A 22,844-nucleotide genomic window follows, 5' to 3' on the forward strand; every position below is an offset into this window, starting at 1 on the left:
GGTCTGGACCACTGCCCTGTCAACACCGCCGCATCACGGCGGACGGAGCGTGACCCCCCGCGCGGGCACGGCCGGCCCGCGGATGCGTCAGAATTGAGGCCAGGGCCACCGCACGAGTTGACGAGGGGCACGGATGTCCGGACTGATCGACACCACGGAGATGTATCTCCGCACGATCCTGGAGCTTGAAGAAGAAGGCGTCGTCCCCATGCGTGCCCGGATCGCGGAGCGGCTCGACCAGAGCGGCCCCACGGTCAGCCAGACGGTGGCGCGCATGGAACGGGACGGCCTGGTCCAGGTCGCGGGCGACCGGCATCTGGAGCTGACCGAGGAGGGCCGGCGGCTCGCCACCCGCGTGATGCGCAAGCACCGGCTCGCCGAGTGTCTGCTGGTCGACGTGATCGGCCTGGAGTGGGAGCAGGTGCACGCGGAGGCGTGCCGCTGGGAGCACGTGATGAGCGAGGCGGTGGAGCGCCGGGTGCTGGAGCTGCTGCGGCACCCCACCGAGTCGCCCTACGGCAATCCGATCCCGGGCCTGGAGGAGCTGGGCGAGGACGCCGAGGCGGAGTCCTTCCTGGACGACGGCATGGTCAGCCTCTCCGACCTGCGGCCGGGCACGGACGCGAAGACGGTGGTCGTGCGGCGCATCGGGGAGCCGATCCAGATGGACGCGCAGCTGATGCACACCCTGCGCCGCGCCGGTGTGCAGCCGGGCGCCGTGGTCAGCGTGACCGCGGGGCCGGGCGGCGGGGTGCACGTCGCCAGCAGCGGCGAGTCGGCGGAGCTGGAGAGCAGCATCGCCTCGCACGTGTTCGTCGCCAAGCGCTGACCCGCTCCGGCGCAGGCCAGGCCGGACGTCGGTCCTTCCGGCGGGGTGGGGCGCGCGGCGGAGCTGCCGCGCGCCCCACCCGGCCGCTTTTTCGTGCGCAAGTTGGCGGAAACCGCCCGTACCCGGTCGCGGCGTGTCACCCTGTCGCTACGCGGATTCCGCCACGTGGCGGAGACGGGCGGTCGGAGGGAGGCCGGGCGATGCGCCGATACGGCGTTCGGTGCGCCCTTCCGGGATGTGAGGAGCCGAAAGGCGATGTGGGCAAGGCGGGCCCCGGCGCCGACGACGGCGGCCGGGGCCCGTCCTCCCCCATGCCCCCCCGACCACGACCCGGAGCCCCGAGCCCCCAAGGTCGTTCTCCCTCCCGCTCACTGTCTCCCCGGGGCCGTGGCGATCAACCGCGGCCGGATGTCACTCGAACGAGGGGTCTTGTCGCGCAGGGTCCCATGTTCGAATAGAAGTTCGATAGCGTGTGGGAGTCGTCCGAGTCGTCAGCGCGTCCAGACGGAGTGGGGGTGCCGAAGCGCATGGTGAGACGTATCGACGTGACGGGAGCGGAGGGGGTCCGGCTCGCGGCCTGGGAGTTCGCGGATCCGCTGAAGGAGACGCAGCGCTCCGGCGGGCCGGAGGGTCCCGATCCGGCTCCGCCTCCGTACGGCGTGCTGCTCCTGCACGGCCTGATGGGCCGCGCGGGCCACTGGGCGGACACCGCTCGCTGGCTGTCCGCGCGGTACCGCGCGGTCGGACTCGACCAGCGCGGTCACGGGCGGAGCGAGGGGCCGCAGGAGGACGCCTTCGGCCGCGAGGAGTTCGTCGCGGACGCCGAGGCGGCCGTCGAGCAGCTGGGTCTGGCGCCCGTGGCCCTGGTGGGCCACGCGATGGGCGCCCTGACGGCGTGGCAGCTGGCCGCGCGCCGCCCCGACCTGGTGCGCGCCCTGGTCATCTGCGACATGCGGGCCTCCGCCCTCGGCGAGCGCTCGCAGCGCGAGTGGGAGGAGTGGTACGCGTCCTGGCCGGTGCCGTTCGCGACCCTGGCGGACGTGAGGAAGTGGTTCGGGGAGGACGACCCGACGCTGGAGCGTCCTCGGGCCTCGCGGGGGGACTTCTTCGCCGAGGTGATGGCGGAGAGCCCGGACGGCTGGCGTCCAGTGTTCCGCCGAGAGCAGATGCTCCGAGTCCGCGAGACCTGGGTGCACGACGCGCACTGGGAGGAGCTGGCCCAGGTGCAGTGCCCCACGCTGGTGGTGCGCGGGCTGGACGGCGAACTCGGGCGGGCGGAGGCGCAGGAGATGGTGCGGGTGCTGCCGCGCGGCATCTACGCCGAGGTCCCCGACGCCGGTCACCTCGTCCACTACGACCAGCCCGCAGGCTGGCGCCGCGTCGTCGAGCCCTTCCTCCAGGCCGCACTCGCCGACCACTCCTGAGCCCGCCCGGGCGGGCCCGCCGCAGCGGCGTCAGCGGGACACGGCGCCGAGGATCTCCGGCAGGCGGGCGGCGGCCCGGGGAGCCGTCAGGCGGAGGGAGAGGGCACAGAGGGCCAGACCGTAGGCGACGCCGAGAGGGAGGAGCAGCCAGAGGAAGCCGTGCAGGGCGGCGAGGTGCAGCCAGATCGTGAGGGCGAGCAGCGGCATGCACAGCACCGCGCCGACCAGCATGCCGCCGAGGATGCTCAGGTAGGCCAGCGACCCCTGGCCGGGTGCGACGTTCTTGGCGCTGTCCTGCGGGATCGAGTAGGGGAAGTACGTCGAGGACCACACGCCCGTCGCCAGGAGCGCGCCCAGCAGGGCCAGGGCCAGCCCGAGCACTTCGGCGAGCGCGGCCCAGTCGTCCAGGAGGGCGGCCGAGCCGATGCACACCAGGGCGACGTACGGGACGCCGACGAGCGCGATGGCCGACATCCGCGCCCGCAGCTCGACGCGCGCGTCGTGCGCGGACGCGGTGGTGGCGGCGACCAGCCAGAAGGCGGAGTAGTCCTGGCCGAACTGGTTGTACATCTGCAGGCCCAGCAGGCCGGCCGCGAAGCAGGCGTTGTACACGTTCCCGTTGCCCTGCACGAGGAACACGATCGGCAGCAGGATGCCGATGCCCAGCGAGGAGGCCCAGGCGACCTTGGCCTTGGGGTCCCGCCAGGCGTACAGCAGGGTGCGGAGCATCACCGCGCCCGGGCGGCCTTCGGGGAGCCAGGCGGCGAGCCCCGCCGAACGGCCGCCGGTGCGGTCGGCGGAGTCCGTGGCGGCGGCCTGGAGGGTGGAGGAGTCGGGGGAGGTCATCAGATGGGTCAGGCTGCGACGCCACCAGCGGAGCAGCGCGGCCAGGCCGGCGGCCGTGAGCGTTAGCTGCACGGCGGCGGCCGCGTAGGCACCGTCGGACGCGGACTGGACCGCCGCGACGGCGGAAGCGGGCGGAAGCCAGCCCAGGACGGCGGCGGCCGGCTCCAGTGCGGACAGCCCGCCCGGCTGTGACAGCTTCTGCACGCCGAGGTTGAGGAACTGGGCGCCGATCGCCAGCACGATGCCGCTCAGCAGCGCGAGGTCGCGGCCCTTGCGGCTGGTCAGCAGCCGCACGTTCGCCGCCGCCACGGCGCGGGCCAGCGCGACGCAGGTCAGCAGGGTCAGCGGAACGGCGAGAACGGCCGCGACCGTTGCGGGGCCGCCGTGCGTCACCGCGAGCGCCGCGCCGAGCACCAGGGTGAGCGTGAACACCGGGCCGATGCCGATCAGCGAGGCACCCAGCAGCGCGGTCACCAGCCGCTCGGGCCGCAGCGGGAGCATGACGAGCCTGCTGGGGTCCAGCGTCTCGTCGCCGCCGGGGAACAACAGCGGCATCACCGCCCAGCCCAGGGCGACCAGCGCGGTGAGCGGCACGACGACCGCGTCGGCGTGGGCGTTGCCGCGCAGCACGATCAGGCCGAGCAGCTGGAAGGCGGCGAGGAGCAGCGCCAGGACGATCGAGGTGACGAACGCGACCGTGCGGCCCGTCGACTGGCGCAGGCCGTTCCGCAGCAGGGACAGCTTCAGGCGCAGGAACGTCGGGGTGACGGAGGGGGCGGACGCCGTCGCGGCGGGTGCGGCGGACGTCGGCGTCGTGGCGGTCACCGGCCGCCGTCCTTCCGCGGGGTGGAGTCCGCGCCGCTTTCGGCGCCCGTGCCCGTTCCGGTGTCTGTGCTCGTGGCCGCGCCGCCGCCGAGCCAGTCCAGGCTGTCCCCGGCGGCCGCCCGTTCGCCGGCGCCCACCAGCTCGAGGAACGCCTCGTGCAGTGTCGGAGCGTCGCCGCGGACCTCGGCCAGCGGCCCGTGCGCACGGATGCGGCCGGTGGCCATGACCGCGACCCAGTCGCACAGCGACTCCACCAGCTCCATCACGTGGCTGGAGAAGACCACGGTGGCCCCGGAATCGGTGTAGCGCTCCAGCACGCCGCGGATGGTCTGCGCGGACACCGGGTCGACGCCCTCGAAGGGCTCGTCGAGGAACAGCACTTCGGGGTTGTGCAGCAGGGCGGCGGCGAGGCCGATCTTCTTCCGCATGCCCGTGGAGTAGTCCACGACCAGTTTGTTCTGCGCGCCTGCCAGGTCGAGTACGTCGAGGAGCTGAGCGGCGCGGCGTTCGGCCTCGGCGGTGGGGATGCCGCGCAGCGCGCCGATATAGCAGAGGAGTTCGCGACCGGAGAGTCGTTCGAAGAGGCGGAGCCCTTCGGGCAGCACGCCGATCCGGGCCTTCACGGCGACGGGGTCGCGCCACACGTCGTGCCCGACGATCTCGACCGCCCCGGAGTCCGGCCGTAGCAGCCCGGTGACCATGGACAGGGTGGTCGTCTTGCCCGCGCCGTTCGGGCCGACCAGTCCCACGAACCGGCCCGCGGGCACGTCGAGGTCGATGCCGTCGACGGCCGCCTGGCCGCCGAAGGCCTTGCGCAGCGCGCGGACGCGGACGGCTGCCGCGGGCGCGTCGGGGGCCATGGCGGCGACGGCACCGGCGGAACGATTCTCCGGGCGGTCCTCCAGCCGGACGCCGGGCTGCGGGGCCATCGGGTCGGGGCCGGTGCCGCGCGGCTGATCCCGCCGGGGTCCCTGCACCGGTCCGCCGAAGGTCGGCACGGCGCCGTCCTTGCCCTGCACGCCCTGGGGCGGGCGGGCGGCGGGGCCGCCGTCTCGGTTCTGGTGGTCGCCGGCCATGTTCTGGTCACCCTTCGTCCCCGTGCGTGCGCCGCGTACCGGATGCACGCCGAACGGGCTGTTCGTGCGCCCGTCGCGGCGCCCACCATACGTCCCGGTTCCCTCGGGCGGGAGGCCCCGCCCGGGCCCTGCCGCCCGCCACGAGGCGCCGCGCAGCAGGAGCGTTCGCCCTCCTCCGTGGCCACCGCGCGCCGCGCCCGGCGGTCGGGGCGCGGCGCGCGGTGGTGGTGAGCCGATGCCGTCGACGGCCGGCCGCGGGGTGCGCCGGCCCGCCCTCGCAGGCGGCGGGAGGCGGCGGGTGTCCCGACGCGTGCCCCGGCCGGGTCAGGAGGCGCGGGCGGTGGCCGCCTCGCGGCCGGCGGCGTAGGCGAGGGGCGCGACGATCTCCTCGACGTCGGGCAGCCAGCGGTTCGCCGCCGTCGGCGCGCACGCCCACTGCACCGACCCCTTCGTGCCCATGCGGGTCGGCGGAGCCGCGATCCAGCCGCCCTCGCCGCGCGTTGCGAGGTCCAGCGCGCCCGGCGACCAGCCCAGGCCGCGCACCAGGGCGGGGACCTTCTTCGCCGCCCCCGGCAGCACGAGGAACAGCATCCGCCCGTCCGGGGTGGAGGCGACCGGCCCCAGGGGGAGCGCGAGCCGTTCCATGCGGGCCAGCGCCAGGCAACCCGCCGTCTCCGGGACGTCGACGGCGTCGAAGGTGCGGCCGGTGGGCAGCAGCACGGACGCGTGCGGCACCTTGGCCCACATCCGGCGGGCGGCCGTGGCGCTGCCCGTCGCGTCGCCGGACCAGCGCCCGTCCAGCGGGTGGGCGCCGGGCGCCTCGCAGCGCGTGTCGCCGCAGCTGCACCGCGGCACGGGGGAGCCGTCGACCCGTTCCAGCCAGGTGCCGGGGAAGACGTCCCAGTGGCGTTCCTCCGCGTACCGCGCCGCGTACTCGGCCGTCGGCGCCGGCTGCGGTGCGCCGGGCCGGTGCGGTACCCGCGGGTCCGGTACGCCGCGCCCGGCGCCCTCGCGGTGCGTGGACGGCGCGAAATGTACGGACTGCGCGGTGGCCGGGCGGGCGGCGGCTGAGGTGACTGCGATGGTCTCTTCCACGCCTGTCACAACTGCCCCGGTGGGCAACGGTTACGGGCCCCGCGACGCCTGCCCCGCCGCAGCGTTCCTCCGCCGCGAGTCCGTCCGGAGTCCGCCGGAGCACGTCCGGCCGCGCAGGGCGCACGGGTGCACGACCGGGGGCGCGCGACGGGGTGAAGGGTTGTGCGTGGGTAAGGGTGTTCACGGCGATTACGTCCGGAACAGTCGATTTTCCGGCATATGTACTGGGCAGTGATCGTGATCATCCGGAACCCGCCGCCCGGGCGGGCCCGTGGATCCGTTTCCGCTGAGGGGGCACGATGGCCGCCAGGCCACTGGTCGCACGGCAGCCCAATGACAGGCTGCAGGCACTCATCCAGGAAGCCGGTTGTTCCCATGCCGGTCTCGCCCGCCGCGTCAACGTGTGCGGTGGCGAGCAGGGGTGCGACTTCCGGTACGACAAGACGTCCGTCGCCCGCTGGCTGCGTGGTCAGCAGCCGCGGGGGAGGGCGCCGGCGGTCATCGCGCAGGCACTGGGCCGCAAGCTGGGCCGCACGGTGACGCTCGACGAGATCGGCATGGCGAACGGGAGGCATCTGGCCGCCGGTGTGGGCCTCCAGTTCGCGCCCACGGTCACGACCGCGGTCGAGCAGGCGGGCGAACTGTGGCGCAGCGACGTGGGCCGGCGCGACCTGCTGGCGGACGGATCGCCGGTCGCCGCCGCGCTCGTGGAGCCCAGCCGCGACTGGCTGATCACGCCGCCCGACGCCCAGGTGGCCCGGGCCAACGGGGCGCGCGTCGGCCCGGCGGACGTCGAGGCGGTGCGGGCCACCACGGCCGCGCTGTCCGACCTGGACCACCGCTACGGCAGCGGACACGTGCGCGCGGTCGTCGTCCACTACCTCAACAGCGTGGTCTCGAACCTGCTCGACGGCTGCTACCGCGAGGAGGTGGGACGAGAACTGTTCGCCGCCACCGCCCGGTTGACCGAGCTCGCCGGGTACATGGCCGTCGACACCGGTCAGCCCGGCCTGGCGCAGCGCTATTACATCCAGGCGCTGCGGCTCGCTCAGGCGGCCGGGGACCGGGCGTACGGCGGCTACGTGCTCGCCGCGGGGATGAGCCATCTCGCGGCCTCGCTCGGGAACGCCCGCGAGATCGCCCAGCTGGCCCGCGCGGCGCAGGAGGGTGCGCGCGGATGGGCCACGCCGCGGGCGCAGGCCCTGTTCCTCGCCGCCGAGGCGCGCGGGCACGCCCAGCTCGGCGACTCCCGTACCTGCGAGGCCGTCGCGGGCCGTGCCGTGGAGGCTATGGAGCGGGCCGAGGCGGAGCGCGACCGGGGGGACGACCCCGTGTGGATCAGGCACTTCGACGGCGCCTACCTCGCGGACGAGCTGGCGCACTGCCACCGGGACCTGGGACGCGCGCGCGTGACCGTCCGGTATGCCGAGGAGTCGCTGTCCGGACACCCGGAGCGGCGGACGCGGCGGCGGGCGATCGGACTGCTCCTGCTCGCTGAGGGCCATCTCCAGTCGCGTGAGGTCGAACACGCCTGTCATAACGGGACGAAAGCGGTGGAAATTCTCTACGGTCTGCGGTCGGAGCGCGGAGCGGAATACCTGGAGGGCTTCCGTCGGCGGCTGGAGCCGTTCGCGAACGAGCCGGTCGCGCGGGAGTTCGTGGCGCATGCGGAGTGCATGATCGGAAACTGACACGGTGATTCGTCATGAGAGATTCCCTTTTCTCCCGTTGTGGCCGGGTGGAGGAGGGGGTGCGGCACCGCCCCCGTTCGCGAGCGTGGTCGAAAGTTCGAGCGAACGGGTAGCGTGAGTCGTCGACTTCGGCAGTCAGACGGCGTACGAGGAGTTCCGGTGACAGCGCACAGCGGAGGCGGACAGGGTGGCGACCTCCCTTACGAGGGCGTCGTGCTGCCGGCGAACGGTGAGCCGTGGACGCCCGAACAGCAGCGCGAGGCCGACGCGGCGGGCCGTTCGCCGCAGCCCGCCGAGGGTCGTCCCTGGGGCGAGCCCTGGGGGCCCGACGTCCCGTCGCCGCCCGCGGCCCCGCCCGCCCCCGAGTACCGGGAGGCGCTGCCCCACCAGACCGGTGCCGCAGCGCTCCCGCCCGCGGACGGCCCGTACCCCGCCGCCTCGCCGTACCCGGAGAATGCGGACTACACCGCTGGTGGCCACGGACGGCCCGGGGCGCCCTGGGCGCCACCGCCGCCCGCCGCCCCGCCGGCCGATCCCTACGGCCAGGGTCAGGCGGGCCACACGGGCTACGGGGGTTCGGGCGGCTACGGCGGCTACGGCGGCTACGGCGGTCACGGCGAAGCGGACGCCACGCAGATGCTCCCGCCCCTGCAGCCACCTCAGCAGCAGCCACCTCAGCACCAGCCGACGCAGGCCGGTCAGCAGGGTCCATACGGTGACATCGGCGAGTCCTGGCCGCCGCCCGCCCCGGGTGACGCGGACGCCACGCAGATGCTCCCGCTCCAGCAGGCCGCGGAACCGCCCGCACCCGGCGGTCCGGGTGCGCCCTGGCCGCCGCCCGCCCCGGGTGACGCGGACGCCACGCAGATGCTCCCGCTCCAGGGCGGTCACGGAGACGCGGACGCAACCCAGATGCTGCCGCCGCAGGGTCACCCCGGCGCGCTGCCGCCCGAGGGGGCGTACGGAGGACAGCACACCCCCGTGGACCCGGGGCCGCCGCCGGGCGGTGCGCCGTACGGCATGCATCCGGGCGCGCCCGGCGAACGGCAGCCGCCGTCCGAGTTCGACAGCCTCTTCCGCAGCGCCTCGACCACGCCGTCCGCACCCGGGCCGTACCCGCCGGCCGGCGCGGGCGCACCGGACACCGCACCGGGTGGCGCGTACGGCGGTCCTCCGGGACGACGGACCGCCGCCGCGGAGGACCGGGAGCCCGGCCGCCGCAGACTGTCGCCTCCGGTGCTGGCGGGGATCGGCCTGGCGGTGGTGCTGGCACTCGGACTCGGCGTCGGCGCGCTCACCGGCGGCGGTGGCGAGGAGGACCCGAAGGCCGGGCCGGGCGGCCCGACGGAGCCCGCGGGCGAGCAGTCCCAGGAACCGGGCGACCCCGCCGAGAAGCAGGCCGAGACGCTGGACAAGCTGCTGGAGAAGAGCAACAACAGCCGCAACTCCGTCATCCGGGCGGTGCAGAACATCAAGACGTGCCAGAAGCTCGGGCAGGCCGCGGCGGACCTGCGGGCCGCCGCCGACCAGCGCAACGGCCTGGTGACCCGCCTCTCCGAGATCGAGACCGGCGCACTCCCGCAGAGCCGGCAGCTCAACGCGGCGCTCACCGAGGCGTGGAAGGCCTCGGCGAAGGCCGACGACGCCTACGCCGCGTGGGCCGACCAGGTCGCGGGCCACAAGGGCTGCCAGAAGGGCAAGGCCCGCACCACCCAGAAGACGGCCCTCGGCAACCGGGCCAGCGGCGAGGCCACGGCGGCGAAGAAGAAGGCGGCGGGGCTGTGGAATCCGACCGCCCTGGAGTACGGCCTCCCGGAACGGCAGTACACGCAGCTCTAGCCGATGCGCGCGCCCTGTCGAGCTCTGCCCCGTCCAGGACGGGGCAGGACGGAGCGGTGGGCGTCATCCCAGGTCGTCGTCTGCCTGGAGGGACTTCTCCACGTCCACGAATCCGTCGTGCACGGAGACCAGCCGCCCGTCCCGCACGCGCTGGTAGGTCACCGAGGTGTTGACGATCCGCGGGAACTCGGCGGCCGACAGCAGGTCGTCGTACTGCCAGCGCAGCTTCGGTGTCAGTCCGCCGGTGGAGAAGGCCGGGCCCTCGTCGAGGGCCGTGCGCAGTGAGCGGGCGGTGACCGGGGTGTCCGGACCGATCTCCTCCAGCGCGGCCCGCAGCACGGTGTAGGCGATCCATGTCGTGCGGACGCCGGGGTCGTCGGGGTCGATCCGGTCGTCGCCGAAGGCGTGTCCGCGCACCACCCGCCGCATCGGGTCCCAGCGGGGGTCGTCGGCGGTCGGGTACCAGCCGGTGGCGTAGGTCCCCTCCAGTGAACTGGCGGCGCCGCCCGTGCTGTCCACGAGGTTCTGCCGGATGCTGCCCAGTACCGAGGCGGTGGTGACGCCCGCGTCCTCGGGCGCGAGCCGCCGGAAGGAGTCGAAGAACGTGTCCGTACGGCCGCCCAGGACGGCCGTGACACACGGCGTTCCGGCACCGGAGGCGGTGGCCGCCTCCGCGCCGTCCAGGGCGCGCCGGGCGGAGGGCAGGTAGGACGTCGCGTCCTCCGGCGCGGCGACGTCCCGGACCGGCGCGGCCGCGTCGGCGCCGCCGTCCCGCAGGCCGGCGTCGAGCAGCGGGACGAGCTGGTCCCCGCCGACGGTGTCGGGGCGGACCAGGGTGACGTCGGTGCAGCCGCCCGCGGCGAGCTGCCGCCCGTTGCCGGCGGCCAGGACCGGCAGGCCGCCGTTGACGGGGTAGGAGAGCGGGCTTTCGAACTCGTCGTCGGCGACCCCGAAGCCGCCGAGGTAGGGGATGCCGGCACCCTCCAGTGGCGGCATGAAGGTGTGCCCGTGCCTGCTGTACGAGCCGACGACGGCGACCACGTCCTCGTCGGCCGCCCGGTCGGCGCACCGCGCGGCCGCCAGGCGGTCGTTGCGCTCGTCGCAGGTCAGCACCTCCAGGCGGCGCCCGGCGACACCGCCGGAGGTGTTGATCCAGCGGGCGTACGCCTGGGCCATGGCCGTCATGCCGGCCATGGCGGCGGCGTGGGTGTGCTGCGGGGCCCAGGTCATCACCTTCACCGTCTCGTCGTCGGCGCGGGCCTCGCCGGGAAGGAGCCCGCAGCCGGTGAGCAGCGGTCCGCTCAGGGCGGCAGTGGCGGCGAGGGCGGTGTACCGGCGGAGGCGGACGCGGAGCGGGTGGCGCGGAGAGCGGGGAGCGGCGCTGCACGGACGTCGGGGATGGAAGCGGCGGAAACGTCTCCGAGCGGTCATGTCGGGTCACGATGCCCCGCGTCCGTAACGCGACGATGGCCTTCGGTCGACGGACGGTGACCGGTTGGTGAATTCCGGGGGGCGGAACGGTGGCGGCGATGGGCGCACATAGGCTCGGGTGCCATGCAGCACGCGCACCAAGCTCCGGAGAAGTCTTCCCGCCGCGGACGTCGTTCCCCCACCATGGGCGGCATGCCCGTACACGACATGCCCTGGTGGCGCTGGCGCAGCAACGTCCGCTCCGCGCTGCACATGCTCTCCGACCCCGCCTTCCAGCAGGAGTGCTGGGCGACGGGGCGCCCCGGCTACGGCGACGTCACCGACGCTGTGTACCGCCTCGTCGAGGACACCTGGCTGGACAACTGGTCGGCCGAGAAATACGTCGGGACGATATTCCGCGACTCGCAGGAGGCCGCGCTCGTGGACACCGCGGTCCTGCGGGTGCTGCGGATCATGCACCAGGTCGGCGCGGACGCGCCCGTCGCCGCGTACCTGGAGCACCACGCCTGGCCCGAGGCCGTGCGGGCCGCGCGCGACGCGCATCAGCGGCTCGCGGTGAACGACGGGGAGGACCCGGAGGTGCCGCCGCAGTCGCTGGACGCCCTGGCGCTGTCGCTGCGCGCGGTATGACCGGGCGACTGCGGGACCGGCACGACCGGCCGGACCGGCGAGGCCGGGCCCCCGGCGTGGCCCGCCCGAGGGGCGGACACCCCCGCCCGGAGCGTGGCCGGTGTGCCACGCTGTGCTCATGAGCGAGCCCGCACCCGAACAGTTCGTCCTGACGCTGTCGTGTCCGGACAGGATGGGCATCGTGCACGCGGTGTCCAGCTATCTCTTCATGACCGGCTGCAACATCGAGGACAGCCAGCAGTTCGGGGACCACGACACCGGGCTCTTCTTCATGCGCGTGCACTTCTCCGCCGAGCCGCCGGTGACGCTGGAGAAGCTACGGGCCAGCTTCGCCGCCGTCGGCGACTCCTTTCGTATGGACTGGCAACTGCACCTGGCCGAGCAGCGGATGCGGGTGGTGCTGATGGTCAGCCGTTTCGGCCACTGCCTCAACGACCTGCTGTTCCGGGCCCGCAGCGGTGCGCTGCCGGTCGAGATCGCGGCGGTCGTCTCCAACCACACCGACTTCGCCGAGCTGGCGGCCTCGCACGACGTGCCCTTCCACCACCTCCCCGTCACGCCGGAGACGAAGCAGCAGGCCGAGGCGGAGCTGCTGCGGCTGGTCGAGCAGGAGGGCGTCGAGCTCGTCGTGCTGGCCCGCTACATGCAGGTGCTGTCCGACGACCTCTGCAAGGCGCTTTCGGGCCGGATCATCAACATCCACCACTCCTTCCTGCCGAGCTTCAAGGGCGCGAAGCCGTACCACCAGGCGCACGCGCGCGGGGTCAAGCTGATCGGCGCGACCGCGCACTACGTGACCGCCGACCTCGACGAGGGGCCGATCATCGAGCAGGAGGTGGAACGGGTGGGCCACGAGGTCTCCCCGGACCAACTGGTCGCCGTCGGCCGGGACGTCGAGTGCCAGGCGCTCGCCCGCGCCGTGAAGTGGCACAGCGAGCACCGGGTCCTGCTCAACGGCCACCGCACGGTCGTCTTCGCGTAGCGCACGCCCCTCCCACCCGGTGAACGCCCCGGTCGCCCGAGGCCGTCACATGCGGGACAGGGAGGCCGCGGCGAACAGGACGTCACGGACGGCCTCCCGGTCGCCGTCGTGGCCCGCAGCGGCCTCCTCGGGCGCCACGTGGCCCGCCGCGAGCTGGCAGAACTCCAGCCCGTCCAGCGCGACGTGGGCCACCGCGTGCTCGGGCGAGCCGGTTGCTCCCGGCGAGTCCAGCGGCACGTACCAGTCGCCGCCGCCCGGGCCCTCCACCTCCAGGTGCAGGGAGCGGCCGGGCGCGCCGGCCGCGCCGAGCGTGCGGGCGGGGGAGGCGAGTCCGGCCCGGCGGCGGGCGGCCAGCGAGACGGGGAGCAGCCGCGCGGCGAGATCGAGCATCCGCCACAGGTGTGGCGCGGCCGGAGGTCCGTACGGATAGTCGATGGCGTCTGCGATGTCGCCCGCGTGTACCCAGCACTCGAAGGCGCGGTCGAGGAAGGCGTCCCGCATCGGCAGCGAGAAGTCCCCGTAGGGCACCGGCAGTCCGGGGGTGCGGTCGCCGCCGAAGGACACGGTGCGGATCAATGCGTGGCGCTGGTCGCGCCACTGCCCGCGGGCCCGCCGGGCCGCCGGTTCCGTGCGCCAGGAGGCCTCCGTGCGCGCGGTGGGGTCGGTACGCGCGGACGGCCGGGCGTCGGCGCGCAACGCTTCCGGGTGCAGCGGGTCGGGCAGCCCGAGCGTGGCCGCCACCGTGCCGTCGACCACGCTCAGGTGTCCGAGCACGCCGCCGACGGTCGTGGTGCGTTCGGCGTGCCGGAGGCCGTCGAACCAGCGCAGCCGCACCGGGGCGCGCCATTCCACCTCGGCCAGGTCGTGCAGCAGCGCGTCCAGCCGCGCGGTCTCCGCGTCGTACGGGGTGGCCCACTCGGGCACGGGTATCCGGGCGGGGCGGCGGCTCAGGCAGCCCTCCAGCACCTCCGAGCGCAGCATCGGGTCGAGGTCCAGTCCGTCCTCGGGGTGCAGCAGGCCCACGGCGTCGCGCAGCCGCAGCGCCTCGTCCGCGCAGCCCGTGCAGTCGGTCAGGTGTGCCTCGACGGCCGCGGTCTCCTCCGCCGAGCAGGCGGCGAGCGCCCACGCGCCGAGAAGCGACTTGAGCAGGCCGTGGCTGTAACCGTGCGGCACCGGGCCCGCGTTGAGCGGCGCGAGGCGGGGCGGCGCGGCGTCGGGGGGCACCGGCCCTCCGCTCCGAGGCGCCGCAGGTCCCGGATTCTCCGGACGGGGTGGCGGCAGGGCCGCGGGGTCCGGGGGCCAGGCGCCGTCCTCGGCGGCGGTGCGCGGCGGGGGCACCCGCGGCAGACCGGAGGAGCCGTCCGGCTCCTGCGGATCCTGGCCGTTCGGCGCGTCGGGGCCGTTCATCCGGCCCGCCCGAGGTCCGGTGCGGCGCCCGGTGGCCCGCCGGGCCTGGCCGGGAGAGACCGCGCGGCCGCCGACGAGAGCAGTTGAAGACCGAGCCGGAGCCGGCGGCGTGCCTCGTCCTCCGTGACGCCGAGGCGCTCGGCGGTCTGCCGGTAGTCCCGCCGCTGGAAGTAGGCGAATTCGAGTGCGGCGCGCAGCGAGGCGGGCATGCAGTTCACGATGTAGTCGGCACGGGCGGCCGCGGAGGCGGTCCGCACCTTCTCCTCGATCTGTTCGGGTGTGCCGTCCCGCTGCCGCTCGCGGAGCATGTCCGCGGCCAGCCGCTGGGTGACGGTGGCGATCCAGGAGCGCAGCGAACCTTCCTGCGGGTTCCACTCGCCGGGGTTTTCCCACAGGTTCAGGAACACTTCGCGGGTGGTGCGGTCGGCGGCCGGCTCGTCGTCCAGCACGCGGTGCGCCAGCCCGTGCACCATGGCGGCGAAACGGTCGTACAGCTCGCCGAGGGCCGCCGCCTCGCCCCGCGCCAGCCGTTGCTGCATCTTCCGGTCCCAGCGCGGTGGTGTGTCCTGTGCCATCGGTTCCGCTCCCGTGCCGCCGCCCGTCCCCTGCCCCCGCTCGAAAGATCCCCGCTCGCTGTGAACGAATGTAGTGGGAGGCGCTGACAACGTACGCCCCTTTACGGCAATGTGCGCCGGGACGGGACTGCGGAAGGTGCCGACAGCCTCACAATCCGCAGGATTCCGTGATCGAAGTCGGTCTGGAGCGCCCGCATATGCCCGTGAGTCTTGCGGTTCTGACCGGAAGTCGGCAGAGCGCGGAGCGGGTCAGGGCTTAGGGTCGCAGCAGGCAGACGGTTTTGACGGCCGTCCCCCGGGCAGCCGGAAGCTGAGGAGTATCCAGTGGGAAGGCGCGGGGGAGAACGCTCGGCGACGAAAGGGAAGCGGACACGTGTCGTTGAAGGTGGTGGAGGAGAAGCGAGGTGAGTGGACCGTCCTGCGCGTCTCCGGCGAGATGGACCTGGTGACCTCACCCGCCGTGCGGCAGCACGTCCACGACGCGGTGGCCGACGGGCGGCACAGTCTGGTCCTCGACCTCTCCGACGTCCTCTTCTGCGACTCCAGCGGCGTGGGTGTGCTCATCGCCTCGCGTCGGCTGATGCGCTCCTGCGCGGGCCGGCTGCGGCTGATCCTGCCGGCGCAGGGCGCCGAGGACGGCTCACACGTCAACCGTGTGCTGGCCGCGCTGGGTGTGCGCCGCCTCTTCGACTGCTACCCCGACCTCGCGGCCGCCACCGGCCGTACGGCAGCCGCGGACCGCCCGCTGTCCGCCTGATCTCCCGCGCGGCGCCGACGCGCTCCCTTCCGGCGCGCCCGGTGTGCTCCGGGTGTCCGGCGTGCCGCAGCGACCAGGCGGCGCAACAGTCGCTCTCGCGGCCTACCACGCATCCGGTGACGACAGGCGCGGTATGCGTCGTGCCTACTCCTTTGCGACGGAATATGCCTGAAGCGCTTGTTCCGCCCGCGGTCGGGGAAGCAAGCTGTCGAGCGTCCGCGTCACATAACGTGGCGGGGACGGAACACAGAGTGATTCGTCCGCCGGTTCGGGTGGTGTGAGCGTGCGTGTGATGCAGGTCCGATTGGAGATCGGGGCGGATCCGGCCGAGGTCGGGCGTGCCCGCAGGTGGGCCCGTGAGCGGCTGGCCGGCTGCGGGCTCGCGGGCTGCGGGCTCGCGGGAGACGACGAGCAGCTCGCGGAAACGGTCGTGCTGCTGGTCTCCGAGCTGGTCACCAATGCCGTGGTGCACACCGGCCGCCCGGCCGAGCTGAGCATGTCCCTCACCGACGGCGGCCCCGAGCCGGACGCCGCAGGCGGCCCGCACGGCAGTGGGTCCGGGGGCGCGCTGCGGGTCGAGGTCTGCGACGGCAGCCGCACGGCCCCGCTGCCCCGTCACGCCGAGGGCGAGGACACCGGCGGCCGGGGGCTGGAGCTCGTCTCCGGCCTTGCCGACCGCTGGGGCTGGCGACTCGAGGGGGGCGGGAAGCGCGTCTGGTGCGAGTTCGACCGCGTCCCGGGCCCCGCCCCGGCCGAACATGCCGACGCGCGAGCGTACGGCTGTGGTCGGACGGCGGACGCGCCCGTGCCGCCCCGGCCGCGCGGTCCGTCAGGCGGGCGCCCCCGCACGGAAGGTGCGCCGGTAGGCGCAGGGTGAAACGCCCAGTGACGCCTGGAGATGCATCCGCAGTGCGGACGCCGAGCCGAAGCCGGCCTCGGCCGCCACCCTGTCCACCGGCAGGCCCTGCTCTCCAGCAACCGCCGCGCCCGTTGCGCGGTCAGCCACTGCTGCGGGCTCACGCCGGCCTCCTTTCGGAACCGCCGGGTGAAGGTCCGCACGCTCGTCGCCTCCGTCGCCGCCAACTCGCGCAGGGACAGCGGCCGGTGCAGATGTTGCAGGGCGAACGCCCTTGCCGTCGCGGTCGTCGCGCGCCGCTCCGGCTCCGGCAGCGGCCGTTCGATGTACTGCGCCTACCCGGCCGTCCCGGTACGGCGGGACGATGGTGCGCCGAGTTCGCGACCTCCGAGCCGAAGTCCTCGCGCACCATGCGCAGGCAGAGGTCGATACCCGAGGCGACGCCTGCCGAGGTGAGCACCCGACCCTCCGCCACGTAGAGCACGTCCGGGTCGACCAGCACCTCCGGGCGACCCCTCGACGAACGGCCTGTTCGGCACCCACTTCGTGCCGGCGGCGCACGATCATGAGATGGCCGTCCCAGCCGCCGCCTCCCTGCTCGCCGTCTACTACGCGCTGCGCGGGTCCGTCCCGGGCGCGTCCGTCCCGCGCGAGGCGGACCCTCGGGCCGGACGGTGCCGGTCACCCGGCCTCGGACACCGTGGCCGTGCCCGAGGCCGCCGGCCCCGTGCCTGCCGTGCCGCGGAAGGTGACGCGGTACGCGCTCGGAGGCACGCCGACCGCGGCCTGGAAGTGCTGCCGCAGGTTCGCGCCCGTGCCGAAACCCGCGTCGGCGGCGACCCGGTCGACGGGCAGGTCCGTCTCCTCCAGGAGTTGCCGTGCGCGCTCCACGCGGCGCTGCGTGAGCCACCGCCCCGGAGTCACGCCGACCTCCTCACGGAAGCGGCGGCTGAACGTCCGGACGCTCATCCCTTCCTGCTCCGCCAGCTCGCGCAGCGCGAGCGGCCGGTCCAGGCGGGCCAGCGCCCAGGCCCGGGCCGCGCCGGTGGCGGCGCGCCGTCCGGGGTCGGCCACGGGACGGGGCACGTACTGCGCCTGCCCGCCCTCCCGGTGCGGCGGCACCACCGTGGTCCGCGCGACATCGGCGGCCACCGCCGCACCGTGGTCGCGGCGGATGATGTGCAGGCACAGGTCGATGCCCGCCGCCTCCCCGGCGGAGGTGAGCACGTCGCCGTCGTCGGTGTAGAGCACGTCGGGATCGAGCCGCACCCGCGGGTGCAGCTCCCGGAAGCGGTCCACCGACTTCCAGTGCGTCGCCGCGGGCCGGCCGTCGAGCCGCCCTGCGGCGGCCAGGACGAAGGCGCCGGTGCACACCGACGCCAGCCGAGTGCCCGGCCCGATCCGCGACAGCGCCGCACGCAGCGGCTCGCTCAGCACCCCCGAGACGCCGTCCTCCTCGTGCGAGGCGGGGACGACGACGGTGTCCGCCTCGGTCAGGATCTGCGTTCCGTGCTCCACCAGCACCGGGAAGTCGGCGTCCGTGCGCACCAGTCCGGGTGCGACGGCGCAGGTCAGCACCTCGTACAGGCGGTCACCGGAGCGCGGGTCGCGTGCGGCGCCGAACAGCTGGTGCACCAGGCCCAGCTCCAACGGCAGCACCCCGTGCCGCACCAACACCGCGACGCGGTGCCTGCCGTCGTGGGTGAAGACCGTCATGGCCGTATTCTTTCACACCATGGCATTCCAGCCACTCGTACTGTCGCCGGGACCCGAGCAGGCTCGTACGCATGACCCCGACGCACACGACCCCCGCAGCCGTGACCCCCATGAACGTGCTGTGGATCTACGCCCATCCCGAGCAGCGCTCGCTGAACGGCGCCCTGCGCGCCGAAGGACTCCGCGCCCTGGCGGCCGACGGCCACGCGGTACGGGAATCCGACCTGTACGCGATGGACTTCAAGCCGGTCGTCGAGGCGGCCGATTTTCACCGCGCGTCGTGCGAGCGGTTGTTCGTCGGCGCCGAGCAGGAGCGCGCGTACCGCACCGGCAAGCTCGCCGACGACATCCGGGCGGAACAGGACAAGCTCGCCTGGGCGGACACGCTGGTCCTCCAGTTCCCGCTGTGGTGGTTCGGGCCGCCGGCGATCCTGAAGGGCTGGTTCGACCGGGTGCTGGTGCAGGGCTTCGCGTTCGGCGTCCGGGACGCGGAAGGCCGTACCCGCCGCTACGGTGACGGCGGCCTGGCGGGCCGGCGGGCACTGGTCGTCACCTCCGTGGGCGCCCGCGCATCGAGCTTCGGTCCGCGCGGCATCCACGGCGCGCTCGACGAGGTGCTGTGGCCGGTGCTGCACGGCACCCTCTGGTACACCGGCATGGCCCCGCTGCGCCCGTACGTCGTGCACAGCGCGGACCGTGCGACGCCCGCAGAGGCGGACGCCCACGCCGCGGCACTGGCGGACCGCCTCCGCGGCCTGCCCGGCGAGCAGCCCCTCGCCTACCGGCACGAGGCGGGCACGGACTACGACGCCGACCTGGTCCTGCACGCCGACCGCGCCCCGGGCCGCGTCGGGCTCGGAGCGCATGTCGTGCCGCCGCGCGCGTGAGCGGGGGCGGCCGGGCCGGGGATTACAGGTTCCGCTCGGCGAAGACCTCCATCGCCTCGCAGATGAACTGCGCAGTGCCCTCTCCGTGCACGTCGTAGTTCGCGGTGAAGCGCGGGTCGGCGACGTACATCCGGCCGAGACCGGTGAACTGCTCGGCCGTCGGCCACCGTCCCTGCCAGCCCCCCGCCACCCAGTCGTAGTGGCGCCGGGTGATGGCCTGGGCCTCCTCCCCGTCGGGCGCGAGGCCCTCGGCGTGCGCACGGGCGTAGTCGCGAGCGATGTCGAACTGCCGCTGCTTGAAGTCGCGCTTCTCCTCGTCCGAGAGCCCGCGCCACCAGCGGTCGCCCTGCTCGTACGCCTCCTTGCCCCAGCGCTCGGTGACCTCGTCCTTGTACTGCGTGTGGTCGAACCCGTCCAGAACCTCGTCCGGCATGAGTGATTCGCCTCCCTGTGTCTTGGTGAGCGTCGTGCGGACGGACCGGATCTGGCGGTCCAGCCGTTCCCGTTCCTGCTCCAGCAGGCGCAGGTGCGTGCGCAGCGCGCCCTCGGTGTCGCGCTGCCCCGCCAGCACGTCGGCAATCGCCGTCAGGCTCAGCCCAAGCTCTCGCAGGAGCAGGATGCGCTGAAGCCGTACGAGCGCCTCGCCGTCGTAGTGGCGCTGACCGCCGTGCCCGACGCGGGTGGGCTTGAGCAGGCCGATGTCGTCGTAGTGGCGCAGTGCCCGGCTGGTGATCCCCGCCGACCGCGCCACCTCCTGAATGGGCCACTCCATGCCCCTGCCTCCGTCCGTCCAGGTGTGTACACGCCGGTTCGTTCCGGCTTGCGCCGTTCCGTCCGACGTCACCGACGCTATGGCTTTCCGCAACGTCAAGCGCAAGCCACGAAGGCGCGCCGAGCCGCCCTGGAACATCGCGTGGTGACGGCGGCCGCCGAACGGCAAGTGGGCTGACACAAGCCGGGCCCGACCTGGCCGCCCCCAGTCGCCCAGGGGCCAACGTCGGCATGCCGGGGCACCTGGCCCGTCATCTTCCTCGGCTACCGTGCGCCGGGTCGAAGAGCTGTAGGAGAGGGAGCGAGCGATGAACACGGTGGGGGCCGCTGCGGGCGCGGGCGGGCTGAAGCGCCGCCTGGGAGTTCTCGACGCCGTGGTGATCGGCTTGGGCTCCATGATCGGGGCCGGGATCTTCGCGGCCCTCGGCCCGGCGGCCGACGCCGCCGGCTCCGGCCTCCTGCTCGCCTTGGCTCTCGCCGCCATCGTGGCGTACTGCAATGCGCTCTCCTCCGCACGGCTGGCCGCCCTCTACCCGCAGTCCGGTGGTACCTACGTCTACGGCCGGATGCGCCTGGGTGAATTCTGGGGCTATCTGGCCGGCTGGGCGTTCGTCGTCGGCAAGACCGCCTCCTGCGCGGCGATGGCCCTCACCATCGGCGCCTACCTCTGGCCCGACCATGCCCATGCGGTGGGCGTGGTCGCCGTGGTGGCACTGACCGCGGTGAACTACGTCGGCGTGCAGAAGTCCGCCCTCCTTGCCCGCATCATCGTCTCGCTCGTCCTGGCCGTGCTCGTCACCGCAGTCGTCACCGCCCTGACCTCCAGCCCCGCGGACACCACACGGCTGGACATCGGCGCCCACGCCGGCGTCGGCGGGGTGCTCCAGGCCGCGGGACTGCTGTTCTTCGCCTTCGCCGGATACGCGCGTATCGCCACTCTCGGCGAAGAAGTCCGCGACCCTGCCCGCACCATCCCGCGCGCCATCCCGCTCGCGCTCGGCATCACCCTCGCCGTCTATGCCCTCGTCGCCACCGCCACCCTCGCGGTGCTCGGCCCGGCCGGACTGGCAGGCGCCACCGCCCCGCTGTCCGACGCCGCCCAGGCGGCCGGCGCCGACTGGCTCGTGCCCGTCGTCCGTGCAGGTGCCGCTGTCGCCGCGCTCGGCTCCCTGCTCGCGCTGATCCTCGGCGTGTCCCGGACCACTCTGGCCATGTCCCGTGACGGGCACCTGCCCCACACGTTGTCCGCCGTCCACCCCCGCTTCGGCATTCCCCACCACGCCGAAATCGCCGTCGGTGCCCTCGTCGCCCTGCTCGTCGCGACGACCGACGTACGCGGCGCCATCGGCTTCTCCTCCTTCGGAGTCCTGGCCTACTACGCCGTGGCCAACGCCTCCGCCTGGACCCTCACCCCCGAGGAAGGCAGCCCCCGCCGCCTCATTCCCCTCATCGGCCTCACCGGCTGCGCAACCCTTGCTTTCGCCCTGCCCCTCAGCGCCGTCATCTCCGGCGCCGCAGTCCTCATCCTCGGGGCCGTCATCTACGGCCTGCGAACAGCCGGGACCAAGAACTCCCGCCACTGACGTCTCCCTCCTCGCGAATCCGCTGACCGCGACGTGAGGCACTGAGGCACTGGTCCTCGACCCGTGCTTCCGGGGCACGGAGGTGGCGGCCGCCGCAGGGCCTGAGGGAGGGGCGGGCGGCCGGGGTCCGGCCCGGCCGCCGGTCAGGTCGCTCGGCGGGCGATGGTGCGGGCGATGCGGTCGGCGTCGCGGGAGAGTTCGCGGAGCATGCCGCTGAGCGGGTTGGTGTAGCCGGTGAAGAAGAGGCCGGGGGCGTCGGGGTGGGTGCGGGCGCCGTGAGCGAGGGGGCGGCCGGTGGCGTCGAGTACGCCGAGGTGGCCGACCAGCGGGGTGAGGCCGCGGGTGTAGCCGGTGGCGGCGATGACGACGTCGGGCGTGAGCGAGGCGCCGTCGGCCAGGGTGACCTTGCCGGCGTCGAACGACTCCACGGCGGCGACGACTTCGACGCGCCGTTTGCGTATCGCCTTGATGAGACCGACGTCCTGGACGGGGATCGCGCCCTCCCGGGCGCGGGTGTAGAGGCCGGCCTCGGGGCGGGGCAGACCGTACGGCTCGAGGTCGGGGATGGCGAGGCGCGCCATGCGGGCGGCCATCGCGTCGACCATGCCGGTCGGGAGACGGCGGCAGAGGACACCGTTCGCCTGGGCGGGCCAGCCCAGTGTGGAACGCCGCACGATGTGCGGCGGGGTGCGCACGGCGAGGCGTACCCGGGCCGCGCCGCCCTCGACGAGGTCGACGGCTATCTCGGCGCCGGTGTTGCCGACGCCCACGACCAGCACGTCCTGCCCCGCGTACGGCGTGGCGTTGCGGTAGCGGGAGGCGTGCAGGAGTTCGCCGGTGAAGGACTGGCGGCCGGGCCACTCGGGGAGCCGGGCCGTGTGGTTGTAGCCGGTGGCCACGACGACGGCGGCGGCGGAGAGCTTGCGCCCGCCGTTGGCGTGCAGCGTCCAGGTGGCGCCGTCACCGCCGCCGTCGTGGTCGATGCGGTCGACCTCGACGCCGGCCGCGAGCTCGATCCGGTGGTGGTCGGCGTACGACTCGAGGTACCGCACAAGGTCGTCGCGGGCGACCCAGCGGCCGTACGAGCGGGGGATGGGCAGTCCGGGCAGCGCGGACCAGCGGCGCGTGGTGTGCAGGCGCAGCCGGTCGTAGTGGGAGCGCCAGGAGGCGCCCACCGAGGGGGACTTCTCCAGCACGACGGTGCGTATGCCGCGCCGCTGGAGCGCCGCGGCGGTCGCCAGGCCGCCGGGCCCTGCGCCGACGACGTGGACGGGGTGGGCTTGTCCGGACATGTGCATGTCGATGAGCGTAGTGTGCCGCCGAGGCCACCCCGGACGGCCTCCCGTCCTCCACGACGCCTGGCGAAAGTCGCTGGTCAGGGACATGTGACGGGTGATCAGCGCCGTCACAGGAGGGGAGGGTTCGGGGTCGACGTGGGGAGGGCGTGAAGCTCGGACAATGGTAACGATCGCGTAACTTCGGGGCGCTGTCCGCGTTCCATAGCGGACATGTACCGTTAGTCCCACATGTGTACGGCTAGAACGGAGCAGTCACCGCACGCCCGACCGAAAGGGCTCGCTCCGTTGCAGCACAAGAAGAGAACCAACAGGAAGTCTCGGATAGT

At 73.9% G+C, this 22,844-nt stretch carries 19 protein-coding genes and 1 pseudogene; 10 read left to right on the forward strand and 10 right to left on the reverse strand.

Annotated elements, in window-relative coordinates:
• Positions 1–133 precede the first annotated feature (133 nt).
• Together E4198_RS15240 and E4198_RS15245 are read left to right on the forward strand one after the other, a co-directional pair.
• On the forward strand, positions 134–829 hold the full coding sequence (locus tag E4198_RS15240; RefSeq protein WP_027765772.1) for a metal-dependent transcriptional regulator: 696 nt from the start codon (positions 134–136) through the stop codon (positions 827–829).
• A gap of 527 nt (positions 830–1,356) precedes the next feature.
• Positions 1,357–2,253 (forward strand): alpha/beta hydrolase, encoded by an 897-nt coding sequence (locus tag E4198_RS15245; RefSeq protein WP_136183629.1) that lies wholly within the window; start codon positions 1,357–1,359, stop codon positions 2,251–2,253.
• Between the two features lie 30 nt (positions 2,254–2,283).
• On the opposite strand, the gene E4198_RS15250 is transcribed toward E4198_RS15245, so the two are convergent.
• The 3 genes from E4198_RS15250 to E4198_RS15260 all read right to left on the reverse strand — a co-directional run bounded on the left by E4198_RS15250 (position 2,284) and on the right by E4198_RS15260 (position 6,095).
• Positions 2,284–3,924: a transporter gene (locus tag E4198_RS15250; protein ID WP_136183630.1), complete on the reverse strand. Its 1,641-nt coding sequence runs from the start codon at positions 3,922–3,924 to the stop codon at positions 2,284–2,286.
• On the reverse strand, positions 3,921–4,784 hold the full coding sequence (locus E4198_RS15255; protein ID WP_136185405.1) for an ABC transporter ATP-binding protein: 864 nt from the start codon (positions 4,782–4,784) through the stop codon (positions 3,921–3,923). Before E4198_RS15255 ends, E4198_RS15250 begins: the two co-directional genes overlap by 4 nt.
• Before the next feature lie 540 nt (positions 4,785–5,324).
• Positions 5,325–6,095, reverse strand: coding sequence for a bifunctional DNA primase/polymerase (locus tag E4198_RS15260; RefSeq protein ID WP_281727987.1), 771 nt, complete (start codon positions 6,093–6,095; stop codon positions 5,325–5,327).
• Positions 6,096–6,394: 299 nt separating this feature from the next.
• Here E4198_RS15260 and E4198_RS15265 point away from each other — a divergent pair, with 299 nt between their 5' ends.
• Together E4198_RS15265 and E4198_RS15270 are read left to right on the forward strand one after the other, a co-directional pair.
• The gene (locus E4198_RS15265; RefSeq protein WP_136183631.1) at positions 6,395–7,786 is read left to right on the forward strand and encodes a transcriptional regulator; all 1,392 of its coding nucleotides are present in this window, start codon (positions 6,395–6,397) and stop codon (positions 7,784–7,786) included.
• A gap of 159 nt (positions 7,787–7,945) precedes the next feature.
• Positions 7,946–9,625 (forward strand): hypothetical protein, encoded by a 1,680-nt coding sequence (locus E4198_RS15270; RefSeq protein ID WP_136183632.1) that lies wholly within the window; start codon positions 7,946–7,948, stop codon positions 9,623–9,625.
• Positions 9,626–9,688: 63 nt separating this feature from the next.
• Here the strand turns inward: E4198_RS15270 and E4198_RS15275 are convergent, their stop codons facing one another.
• Positions 9,689–11,056, reverse strand: a complete 1,368-nt coding sequence (locus E4198_RS15275) for an ABC transporter substrate-binding protein (protein ID WP_136183633.1) — start codon at positions 11,054–11,056, stop codon at positions 9,689–9,691.
• Between the two features lie 123 nt (positions 11,057–11,179).
• Between E4198_RS15275 and E4198_RS15280 the strand changes: the two genes are divergently transcribed.
• Positions 11,180–11,686, forward strand: coding sequence for a hypothetical protein (locus E4198_RS15280; RefSeq protein WP_136183634.1), 507 nt, complete (start codon positions 11,180–11,182; stop codon positions 11,684–11,686).
• Positions 11,687–11,804: 118 nt separating this feature from the next.
• Positions 11,805–12,668 carry a formyltetrahydrofolate deformylase gene (gene purU, locus E4198_RS15285; protein WP_136183635.1) on the forward strand — a complete coding sequence of 288 codons (864 nt, stop codon included), beginning with the start codon at positions 11,805–11,807 and terminating at the stop codon, positions 12,666–12,668.
• A gap of 45 nt (positions 12,669–12,713) precedes the next feature.
• Here purU and E4198_RS15290 read toward each other — a convergent pair whose 3' ends face one another.
• On the reverse strand, positions 12,714–14,075 hold the full coding sequence (locus tag E4198_RS15290) for a zf-HC2 domain-containing protein (RefSeq protein ID WP_136183636.1): 1,362 nt from the start codon (positions 14,073–14,075) through the stop codon (positions 12,714–12,716).
• A complete protein-coding gene (locus E4198_RS15295) occupies positions 14,072–14,650 on the reverse strand; it encodes a sigma-70 family RNA polymerase sigma factor (protein ID WP_136183637.1) in 579 nt (192 codons plus the stop codon). The genes E4198_RS15290 and E4198_RS15295 overlap by 4 nt, the downstream gene beginning before the upstream one ends.
• Before the next feature lie 373 nt (positions 14,651–15,023).
• Here E4198_RS15295 and E4198_RS15300 point away from each other — a divergent pair, with 373 nt between their 5' ends.
• Both E4198_RS15300 and E4198_RS15305 read left to right on the forward strand, forming a co-directional pair.
• Positions 15,024–15,407: an STAS domain-containing protein gene (locus E4198_RS15300; protein WP_210732830.1), complete on the forward strand. Its 384-nt coding sequence runs from the start codon at positions 15,024–15,026 to the stop codon at positions 15,405–15,407.
• Positions 15,408–15,690: 283 nt separating this feature from the next.
• Positions 15,691–16,284: an ATP-binding protein gene (locus E4198_RS15305; RefSeq protein ID WP_210732831.1), complete on the forward strand. Its 594-nt coding sequence runs from the start codon at positions 15,691–15,693 to the stop codon at positions 16,282–16,284.
• On the opposite strand, the pseudogene E4198_RS15310 reads toward E4198_RS15305, so the two are convergent.
• Both E4198_RS15310 and E4198_RS15315 read right to left on the reverse strand, forming a co-directional pair.
• A pseudogene (locus tag E4198_RS15310) lies at positions 16,237–16,771 on the reverse strand (helix-turn-helix domain-containing protein); the annotation flags it as partial. The gene E4198_RS15305 and the pseudogene E4198_RS15310 sit on opposite strands and share 48 nt — an antisense overlap.
• 173 nt (positions 16,772–16,944) lie before the next feature.
• A complete protein-coding gene (locus E4198_RS15315) occupies positions 16,945–17,979 on the reverse strand; it encodes a helix-turn-helix domain-containing protein (RefSeq protein ID WP_136183638.1) in 1,035 nt (344 codons plus the stop codon).
• 110 nt (positions 17,980–18,089) lie between these two features.
• On the opposite strand from E4198_RS15315, the gene E4198_RS15320 reads away from it, so the two are divergent.
• Positions 18,090–18,866, forward strand: a complete 777-nt coding sequence (locus E4198_RS15320; RefSeq protein WP_136185409.1) for an NAD(P)H-dependent oxidoreductase — start codon at positions 18,090–18,092, stop codon at positions 18,864–18,866.
• 22 nt (positions 18,867–18,888) lie between these two features.
• On the opposite strand, the gene E4198_RS15325 is transcribed toward E4198_RS15320, so the two are convergent.
• Complete coding sequence (locus E4198_RS15325) at positions 18,889–19,638, reverse strand: MerR family transcriptional regulator (RefSeq protein WP_136183639.1); 750 nt, start codon at positions 19,636–19,638, stop codon at positions 18,889–18,891.
• Positions 19,639–19,945: 307 nt separating this feature from the next.
• Here E4198_RS15325 and E4198_RS15330 point away from each other — a divergent pair, with 307 nt between their 5' ends.
• Complete coding sequence (locus tag E4198_RS15330) at positions 19,946–21,220, forward strand: amino acid permease (RefSeq protein ID WP_136183640.1); 1,275 nt, start codon at positions 19,946–19,948, stop codon at positions 21,218–21,220.
• 143 nt (positions 21,221–21,363) lie between these two features.
• Here E4198_RS15330 and E4198_RS15335 read toward each other — a convergent pair whose 3' ends face one another.
• Positions 21,364–22,518 carry an NAD(P)/FAD-dependent oxidoreductase gene (locus E4198_RS15335; protein ID WP_136183641.1) on the reverse strand — a complete coding sequence of 385 codons (1,155 nt, stop codon included), beginning with the start codon at positions 22,516–22,518 and terminating at the stop codon, positions 21,364–21,366.
• Positions 22,519–22,844 lie beyond the last annotated feature (326 nt).

Source organism: Streptomyces sp. RKND-216 (genome assembly GCF_004795255.1).
Lineage (GTDB): Bacteria > Actinomycetota > Actinomycetes > Streptomycetales > Streptomycetaceae > Streptomyces > Streptomyces hazeniae.